Here is a 9,731-nt window from a genome sequence, read left to right on the forward strand (position 1 = left end):
ATCCCGATGCTGCCGGTGGTCGCCACGCTGGCTGCGACCAAGCGCCAGATCCTGGTCTACGCCGTGGTACTGGTGGTGTTCTCCGCCACGTTCGTCGCGACAGGCGCCGTAGGCAGGATCTACCTGGTCGGCGCCGTCGCCCTGGGCGCCTGGTTCATCGTCCTGGCGGTCCGCCTGGCACGCAGTGAGGCAACCGAAGGCGCCAGGGCCTTGTACCTGTACTCCCTCCTGTATCTGGCCCTGCTCTTCGCCGCCGTGGTAACCGACTCGTTGGTGAACCGGTACCCCATCGGTTGATGCGCGAGCAGAGGCCCGCGCCGGATGTGGCAGGGCCCGCGTACGGGCACGATCGATGCGATACCGAACATGCTTGAAGGCAGGGCATGGGAAGGACGATCATGGCCAAGGCAGAGACGTGGAATGGGAGGGAGTGATCCGGTGACGCATCGTTTGGCCCGTCCATTCACGATGGGCGTCCTGGTTGTGGTCCTCGCCGCGACAGTCGCCTGTGAGCGACTGGGGTCGGAGGGAGCCGTCTCCGGCGAGGTGCGCTTTGCTCGCGAGGTCGCGTTGCCCGAGGGCGCGGTCGTCACCGTCAGGCTTCTGGACACCACGTTGGCCGATGCCCCATCGGTGGAGCTGGGGCTGGACGTGATCGAGAACGCCGGCCGCCTCCCGGTCGGCTTCCGCATCGAGTACGACCGGGACCAGGTCGTCAGCGGCAACGAGTATTCACTGAGCGCCGACATCCGGCACGGCGATGACCTGCTGTACGTCAACGACACGGTCCACCCCGTGCTCACCCGCGGCGCTCCTGCGAACTCCGATGTCGTGGTCGTCTCCACCAACCCCTTTGACACCTGCGTCGAGCCCCTGCCGGGACAGATTCACGTCGAGATGGCTGATGAAGAACTGCCCAGAGAGGCCGTGCTCCACGTCCGGCTGGTCGACGTCACCGATCCCGCAACTCCGCTCCTGGTTACCGAGACGACCCGGGATGACCTCGACGGGTTCCCGATCGAGTTCTCACTACCGCACGAAGGAGTGCAGATCAGCCGCCACAGCAGGTACGAGCTGGAGGCCGAGATAATTGCCGGCGACGAGGTCCTCTACCACATCCCCGGAGAGGAGTGGCGCCGGACATGGCTACCGCACTGCCCCAATGCCGACCTGCAAATCGTCAACAGCGTGTTCCCGGCCAGCGAGTTCCCCGAGCCCGGTTCCACGCCCTGAGTCCAGCGGGGAGGGTGCCTACACGGCGCGGGCGGCAGTATGAACGATTACGCCGGCTAACCGTTCCGATAGGCGGTCTCGGGTCACTTCGAGATCGTATTGGGCCTGCAGTCCCATCCAGAAGCCCGGAGAGTTCCCGAAGAAGCGCCCCAGCAGGAGAGCCGTCTCCGCCGTAATCGACCTCTGCCCGTGAACGATGGAATGAATACGCCTCGGATCCACACCTATGCACTTCGCCAGTCGATACTGGGTGATGTTCATCGGGCCGAGGAACTCCTCATTGAGAACCTCTCCGGGGTGAATGGGGGGTAGCTTCGCCTGGGTGCTCATCGTTCCTCCACGTCAGTGGTAGTCCACTATCTCGACTTCGTACGCGTTGCCGTCACTCCAGACGAAGCAGATCCGCCACTGGTCGTTGATCCGGATGCTGTGCTGCCCATCGCGATCTCCGGACAGTGCCTCCAACCTGTTTCCCGGTGGCACCCGTAGATCGTTGACGTTCATGGCGTTGTTCAGGACCATCAGCTTCCTCTGTGCTCGACGCTGGATATCCTCCGGCAGTCTGCGGACACGGCGGCGTTCAGCAACTGCCTGGGTGTCCTTATCCCGGTAGCTCCGAATCACCCCGGATAATAGTACGCTCCGCTATTAGTGGCGAGTGCTAACCCCCGCGCGGGTGAGGCAGCGTATGAACAGCAATCCACTATCGGGCACATCCCAACGGGTCGAAGGGTGCGAGTGGTCAACCGGGGATAGGAAACTCCAGAAGACGCCCGCTAGGCCTCTGCCGCCAGAGCTCTAGCGAGGAATGATGCCATCTGGTCGCGCTTGACGGGCTCATCGGGGCAGTAGGCGCGTGGGTCCGTGGCGCACCCCTTGGTGACGCCTGCTTCGAGCAGACCCTCTACGGCGCCGGCGTAGGGCGCGTCCGCCGGGACATCCGAGAAGACCCCGGTGGGATTCAATTCGTGGATGGAGTCGAATGCCCGCGCCATCCAAACGGCCATTTCTGCGCGTGTGATCGGATCCGACGGTCTGAACGCCTGCCCAGGGACCGTTCTGACGACACTCAGATCAGCGAGCCCCTCCACGTACGCCGTGTACCAGGCGTCGGCGGGGACATCGTGGAACCGGCTGGCCGTCCTCTCCTCCGGACGGATACCTAGCGCCCTGCCGAGAAAGACCGCCATCTGCGCTCTCGTCACATGGCTCGACGGACAGTAGGTGTAGTCCTCAAACTCGCCACATCCGGTGGTGATACCCAAGGTGGCGATAGTCTCGATGTTCGGCTCGTGAACGTTCCCATCGTCGTCGGCGAAGGTCCCGTTGTGCCCTGGAGCGATAGGCTGCCCACGACGCACGTCGACAACGAAGTCGTCACCGATCCGCCGTGTGACGGTGATGGAGGTGTTGTTCCAGGTTGTGAATCCATCCCCTACGTCCATCACATGTCCGACGCTGTCGTGCACGTCGAGTGGTACGGACGTTTTCGTCGTGACCGCTCGTGTGAAGCGCCCCGTCCAGACACATGACCAGAAGTGGGGACAAGTCGGAGAGTGCTCATCGACCAGATAGACTTCGACTCCCTCCTTCGGCACCAGAGCGTCGAACTCCTTTCTGACCCTGACGCCGAGCGAAAGAAAGCCGCTTCCCCCCGACTTCACGACCAGCATCTGGACACCACCATCACCTAGCGGCCGCAGCAGGTAACTTCGCGCACCCGTACCTTCGTGTATCGCTACTTCGGAAGGGTCGATCCATCCTGCCGCGTACCTGTTGATCGCGATCGTCCCCACCTGCAGTTGTGACCGGTCATCGACTCGACTCATGATGTCCATCGGGTTGTCGTAGTCTCTGAGCCGCCCGGTGTGTGGAAACCCCAGAGCGTGGCCCAGCTCGTGGGCTGCCACCGCCAGGAACTCGAGTTCCCCGTCCTCCGATCCCCGCGAAGAGGAAGTTCCGGAGACAGATACGATGCCTCCTGACAGGTACACATCTCGATTGCTCTCGGGGTATTCGTGGGCGTGTTTACGCAAGATCCGGTTCTGCGTTCTGTCGTTGTCACCCATGCCTCCTGAACTGACGCCGATGTCCCTGTTGATTATGTATATGACTCCCTCGATCGCCTGCGTACCCTTCCGATCCCTGATTTCAGCTGTGACCCGCGTCTCGCAGTCTCCGTACTCCCAACTGGGACTCGGCGTTATATCAATCGCCCCACCTACCTTGAATACGGGCCGGTAGCGGCCGCGTGAAAGCCATGCATAGTATGGGGTGACACGAGACTCCAGAACGCCGATGACGTCGGAGGCTCGAATGTCCAGTTCGCCCTCGGGATCGTTGCAGATCCATACCTCCCACAGGTCACGGTCAAGTGTGTAGAAGGTCGATTCGTCGTAACCGGCCAGCAATCCGAGCGGATCGGCGTTGTAGGACGAGCTATCAAATCCCGGCAACTCGTCGTGGTTTATGGGCGGCGACGGGTGATCGCGGCGAGGAACGTCGACAGATGATGTATCCACCACATCGACTACGAACCGGTCGCCCATGCGAGCAACCACTTCGACCGACATGTTCCCGTGTTCGTAACCATCGCCTACTTGCAAGACATGGCCGGTCGTATCGGAGTAGTCGAGAGGAACGGTCGGATACGAGATCACGGTTTGCGTATTCCTCGTCAGGCCGAAGCAGGGGAACCCGGTCGGTACGCCACACTCCGGTGTGGTGGTGTGGATGAAATAGGATTCCACCCCTTCCTTGGGTATACCGGAGTCGTAGCCTTTCTTCACACGGGCCCCGAGGGTGATGAAGCCGCCATCGTCAGAGCGGATCACGAGCATCTGTGTTCCGCTGTGTCCAGGAGGTGCCAAGACGAAACGCTCTCTTGCGGTACCGCCGTAGATCTCGACGTCCTCTCCGTCGATCCAACCTGCGGCATAACGGTTGATCGCGATAGTGCCCACTTGCAGTCCGGGAGCAGCCTCGGGATCACCCATGATGTCCATCGGGTTGTCATAGTCACCTGCATAGAAGTTGTACGAATGAGGGAGCCACAGGGCGTGTCCCAGCTCGTGCGCAAGAATCGCAATCGCGGATGAGTTCCCATCGCCAGGGTTGGAAGGTGTCGCGACAACCTCTCCACCTCCGATCACGTAGCGTCCGTTATCGGGAAATGAAGTGCTGGACAGCCGTAAGGATCGCGCTTCCACATAGTAGGTAGGGCCGTCTCCCGGTCGACCCTGCCACCAGTTGGTTTCCTGGTTGACGAGCGCGACGACACCCTCGGTGCCCGGCTTCGACCGCTCCCCTATCTCATCGATACATTTGCTGAAGCCCGGAGCGGCGACTTGGCCCGGGTTACCGGTCGTGAACACCGGAACGTAGCGACCACCTGATAACCAATCGAAGTAAGGCACCAGTTCCGTCTCCAGTACATCGGTAAGCACAGCCGCAGAAATGTCGAGCTGACCCTCGGGGGACTCGCAGATCCAGACCTCCCAGTGATCATCGCCAAGGCTGTAGAGCGAGGTCAGGTCGTAGCCGGTGATCAAGCCCAGCGGATCCGTCCCGTCATCGTCCTGGCCAACTGCCGGCCGCGCAACCAGCAGGACCGCGACGGCAAGGAAGAGCACTAAGAGGTACCGCCCTCCGCCAGGTCTGACAAGCGGAGACCGGCCGTCCTTCAGGCCGGCCATGTTGCGTCCGACAGCTGTCAACCCCCCTCCCATCCGCGTAACGATAGGCGGCATCCGGAAGTCGGTAGCGATGGCGGAGCAGGCGCGCGACTGCGACCTGAGCCTGCTCGAGGGCGATCCTTTCGGGACGGCACCTTCAACCGCCACAGACCCGGTCCCCTGACCAGATCGGCGCGGTGGCCACACCGCCTAGACTCAGCCCGCTCTCAACCCAATCTGTTCGGTATAGGAGTCATAAATAACGCAATACCGGATGGATACTCCATCTTGAGTGAGGAGTTGAACGGAATGGCTGCATCGAAGGCGGGGACGACTTGTTCCAACTGCCTCGTACGAGTTGGGCACGCGTGTCCTGCCGATGTGAGGCTCCGTTGACCGCCGATCTGCTGTCGATCGTGAACGGTCTGGTGTTCGACGGTGTCGGCCCCGAGCCGGTGGAGTGCCCGATCCACACCGAGGGTGGGCGGATCGTGGGCTTGGAGGGTCCACCTCCGGAGGCGGCGCGGGTGATCGACGCCCGGGGTCGTGTCGTGACACCCGGCCTGATCGACGCCCATTTGCATGCCTACACGGTGAGCGTGGATCTCTTGGAGAACGAGGCCTTGCCGATGAGCTACGTGGCCTCCAAGGCGGCCCGCCGCCTGGAAGCCACCCTACGCCGCGGGTTCACCACCGTACGAGACGTGGCGGGCGGCGACATCGGCCTCCGGATGGCCATCGACGAGGGGATCATCGACGGTCCCCGCTACCTCTTCACCGGTCCGGGCCTCACCCAGAGCGGAGGGCACGGCGATGCCCGTCCCGGTCACCTCGCCATCGAGGTTCTCGGCCACCATGCCGGGGAGATCGTCGACGGGGTCGACGATCTGCGACGGGCGGTGCGGGAGCGTTTCCGGACCGGTTCCCACGCCATCAAGATCTTCACCTCCGGGGGCGTGGCCTCCCCCACGGATCCGCTCCGTAGCAGGCAGTACTCCGCGGAAGAGGTGAGGGCCGTCTGTGACGAGGCATCCCGGCGGGATTCCTACGTAGCCGCCCACGCCTACTCCCCCGAGGCGATCGCCCACTCGGTGACGAACGGCGTGCGGACCATTGAACACGGAAACCTCCTCGACCGGCAGACAGCGGAGCTCATGGCGGAACGCGGCGCCTATCTGGTTCCCACCCTGATCGCCTACGACGCCATGGGACGCCGCGGCCCCGGCCTCGGCCTTTCTCCGGTCTCCGAGCGCAAGAACCGGGAGGTACTGGAAGCGGGCCTGTCGTCGATCGGCATCGCCCGCCGGGCCGGAGTACGCATCGGTCTCGGAACCGACCTGGTGGGCGACTTGGAGGACGAACAGCTCCTCGAATTCAGGAACCGGTGCGAAGTGGATACGGTAGGCGACGTCCTCCGCTCCGCCACCTCGGTCAACGCATCCATCCTGCGGCGACCGGACCTGGGGGTGATCCGGGAGGGCGCCGTCGCCGATCTGGTAGTCCTGGCAGGCAACCCCTTCGAGCGGACCGACGTGCTCTGGTCACCGGACCGGCTGGTCATCCGATCGGGAGAGGTAGTGGAACCATGATGCGCACCTTCATCGACCTGCCGCTCGCCGGAGGAATGACGGGAGCCCGCTTCCGGATCGCTCGCCTGGCTACCTCCCCCGGTGACAAGGCCGACCACGGCGAGGAAGGCCGGTGAGCACCAACCGCCTCGCTATCGACGTGGGGGGCACGTTCACGGACGTGGTGAGTCTCGACGGCAGCGGAGAGATCCGGTTCGAGAAGGTACCCACCACGCCGCAGGACCCGAGCCAGGGGGTCATCGACTCCATCGCCCGGGTCGACGCAGCGCTTGACCGCACATCCCTGTTCACCCACGGCACCACCCTGGCCCTCAACGCGCTCCTGACCCGCTCCGGCGCCCGGACGGCCGTGGTGGCCACGGCGGGGTTTCGGGACGTATACCTGCTGGGACGGACCTCCCGGGAGGGGAACTACGACATCCTCTACCGGACCCCTCCCCGCCTGGTGGAACGATGCGACACCTTCGAGGTGACGGAGCGCCTCATGTACGACGGCTCGGTCCACACCGGATTCGATGAAGCCGACGCCCGCCGGATTGCCGCACTGATACGCGGCGGAGGCTACGAGGCGGTGGCCGTAGCCTTCCTGCACTCCTATACCAACCCTGCCCATGAAGTGGCAATGCGGCAGGTTCTGGCAGAGGTCATCCCCGAAGTGGAGGTGTCGATCTCGTCGGATCTCTCACGCGAGTACCGGGAGTACGAGCGGACCAGTACGGCAGTCCTTGACGCATACATCAAACCGATCGTTCGGACCTACCTGTACGACCTGGGCGCAGAACTGGCGTCCGGAGGTTTCGAAGGTCGGTTCCTGATGATGCGGTCCGGCGGCGGGGCGATGACCGCCTCCTCAGCCCGCGAGAACCCTGTGAACCTGATCCTGTCAGGACCGGCCGGAGGGGTCATCGGAGCGGCGGGCTTCGCCCGGATGATCGGGGAACCCAACCTCATCACGGTCGACATGGGGGGCACCAGCCTGGACGCCTCGCTCGTCATCGAAGGGCAACCCGTCATGCACCACGGCGCCGAGTTCGAGAGCCTGCCCATAAACATCTCATCCCTCTACATCCACACGATAGGGGCCGGCGGTGGCTCGATCGCCTGGACCGACGAAGCGGGAGGACTCCAGGTCGGACCGCACAGCGCCGGCGCAGACCCGGGCCCGGCTTCGTACGGATCCGGTGGACGCGAAGCCACGTTCACCGACGCCGCCCTCGTAGTGGGCTATCTCGGCCAGGAGACCCCACTTGGAGGGACCCTGACCCTCGACGAGGACCTGGCCCGCGGCGCATTGAGACCGCTCGCCGACCGCATGGGCATAACAGTGGAGGAACTCGCCCTCGGCGTGGTACGGATCTCGGCGGTCAAGGTAATGGGAGCGGTGCGCTCGATCACCGTCGAGTTGGGCCGCGACCCGAAGGACTTCGCCCTGCTGGCGTTCGGCGGCGCCGGTGGGATAGTGGCGGTCGACGTGGCCCGAGAGTTGGGTATGGGCACTGTCATCATCCCGCCGGGCCAGGGTGCCTTCTCCGCGCTCGGCATGTTGATGGCCGACGTCCAGCACGACTTCGCGCAGACCGCCCTGATGCCGCTGGAGTCTCTTGACGCCGGTCGGCTTGAACGCTCCTACGCCGAGATGTCGGCCCGTGCGGAAGACGTGCTGCGGTCGGAGGGCTTCCCTGTCAATAGGCAGGTACTGGAGCGCTCGGTCGACGTCAGGTACTCCGGCCAGGAACACCCGGTGTCGATCCCCCTCCCGGCCGGGACAGCGGACCCGATCGCATATCTGGGCCAGCGGTTCGCCGAACTGCACCATCGCCAGTACGGCCATACAATGACCGATCCGGTGGAGGTCACGACGCTGCGCCTGAGCGCCACCGGAACGGTTGACCAGCCCAGGCTGCCGACGCTTCCCCGCCGAGACGCCGGGCTGCCCGAGCCGTTCGCGACCAGGCCGGTTCTTGACGCCGGGGGCGCCTACCGGGTCCCCGCCGGGGTGTACAGGAGGGAGGACCTCCGCTGTGATGACGAGATCGCCGGACCGGCGGTGATAGTCGAGCACACCGCCACCACCGTCATCCATCCGGGCGACCATCTGGTGGTGGGGGAGCATGGCGAACTCGTGATAACGCTGGGGGCTACCGATGGTTGACGCCATAACGACCGAGATCATCCGTCACGGCCTTCTCTCGGCCTGCGAGGAGATGGCCCGGAACCTCTGCCGGACGTCCTACAACACGGTCGTCTACGAAACCCACGACTACGGGGTGGGACTGCACGATGTGAACGGAGACATCGCTGCCGACGCTCCGGGCATCGCCGTGTTCACCCGCGGCAACGACTACGGCATCAAGCGGTCGATCGAGTTCCTGGGAACGGACTCGATGAAGCCCGGGGACGTGTTCATAAACAACTACCCGTACTGGTCGTCGGCCCACACGCTCGACCCGCTCGTGTTCGCTCCGATCCACGTCGACGGGCGCCTGGTCGGGTTCGCGTCCTGCCGGTGCCACGTGCTCGACCTCATGCAGAAGGATCCGGGATACGTGCTCGACTCCACTGACATGTACCAGGAGGGGATCTTCTTCCCGGTCGTCAAGCTGTACAGCGAAGGCGAGATCAACGAGGACATATTCAACATCGTGCGCTTCAACAGCCGGCTGCCCAGCCACACGATCGGGGACTTGCAGGCCCAGGTGTCGGCCGTCGTTACCGGGGTGAGACGGACCCGTGAGATCGCCGACAAGTTCGGGGCCGAGACCCTCACCGCAGCTCTGGACGCCATCAACGTCCACGGCGAGCGCCTGGCGCTGGCGGCCCTGCGGCGAATGCCCAAAGGCACGTGGAGCGCCGAGGACTACATGGACCACGACGGGGTGGATCTCGACAGACCGATAAAGATGGCCGTGACCATCACCATCACCGACGACGAGATGATCGTCGACTGGACGGGGAGCGACGAAGGGGTGCGCGGTCCGATCAACCTACCGCGGGGCTTGACCGAGGCGTTCAACTGCCTGATCTTCAAGGCTCTCACCACTCCCGAATGGCCGGTCACTGCCGGCAACTTCCGCCCGTTGCGGGTGATCACCAAGGAGGGATCGGTGATGCACGCCGTTCCACCCATGCCCACCTTCACCCTGTGGGGTGGATTGCTGGGCGGCGAGGTGATGCTGAAGGCCCTGGCACAGGGGATGCCCGACCGCGTGCCCGCCTGTTCCGGGGGCGACGTGTG

The 9,731-nt window shown here is 64.0% G+C and carries 8 protein-coding genes; 5 read left to right on the plus strand and 3 right to left on the minus strand.

From position 1 onward, the window contains the following. Both OXK16_03680 and OXK16_03685 read left to right on the plus strand, forming a co-directional pair. On the plus strand, positions 1-297 hold a 297-nt coding region (locus tag OXK16_03680), incomplete at its 5' end, for a protoheme IX farnesyltransferase (GenBank protein MDE0375049.1). 141 nt (positions 298-438) lie between these two features. Continuing rightward, a complete protein-coding gene (locus OXK16_03685) occupies positions 439-1,233 on the plus strand; it encodes a YbaY family lipoprotein (protein MDE0375050.1) in 795 nt (264 codons plus the stop codon). An 18-nt stretch (positions 1,234-1,251) separates the two neighbouring features. Here OXK16_03685 and OXK16_03690 read toward each other — a convergent pair whose 3' ends face one another. From OXK16_03690 to OXK16_03700, 3 genes are all read right to left on the minus strand, one after another. Continuing rightward, positions 1,252-1,563 carry a HigA family addiction module antitoxin gene (locus OXK16_03690; protein ID MDE0375051.1) on the minus strand — a complete coding sequence of 104 codons (312 nt, stop codon included), beginning with the start codon at positions 1,561-1,563 and terminating at the stop codon, positions 1,252-1,254. A gap of 12 nt (positions 1,564-1,575) precedes the next feature. Then, on the minus strand, positions 1,576-1,857 hold the full coding sequence (locus OXK16_03695) for a type II toxin-antitoxin system RelE/ParE family toxin (GenBank protein MDE0375052.1): 282 nt from the start codon (positions 1,855-1,857) through the stop codon (positions 1,576-1,578). 152 nt (positions 1,858-2,009) lie between these two features. Further along, positions 2,010-4,949, minus strand: a complete 2,940-nt coding sequence (locus tag OXK16_03700; GenBank protein ID MDE0375053.1) for an S-layer homology domain-containing protein — start codon at positions 4,947-4,949, stop codon at positions 2,010-2,012. A gap of 350 nt (positions 4,950-5,299) precedes the next feature. On the opposite strand from OXK16_03700, the gene OXK16_03705 reads away from it, so the two are divergent. The 3 genes from OXK16_03705 to OXK16_03715 all read left to right on the plus strand — a co-directional run. Further along, a complete protein-coding gene (locus tag OXK16_03705; protein ID MDE0375054.1) occupies positions 5,300-6,496 on the plus strand; it encodes an amidohydrolase family protein in 1,197 nt (398 codons plus the stop codon). 112 nt (positions 6,497-6,608) lie between these two features. Beyond that, complete coding sequence (locus tag OXK16_03710; GenBank protein MDE0375055.1) at positions 6,609-8,648, plus strand: hydantoinase/oxoprolinase family protein; 2,040 nt, start codon at positions 6,609-6,611, stop codon at positions 8,646-8,648. Continuing rightward, the coding region (locus tag OXK16_03715; protein MDE0375056.1) for a hydantoinase B/oxoprolinase family protein at positions 8,641-9,731 on the plus strand (1,091 nt) is incomplete at its 3' end. The genes OXK16_03710 and OXK16_03715, both read left to right, overlap by 8 nt.

The sequence above is a fragment of the bacterium genome, from assembly GCA_028821235.1.
Lineage (GTDB): Bacteria > Actinomycetota > Acidimicrobiia > Spongiisociales > Spongiisociaceae > Spongiisocius.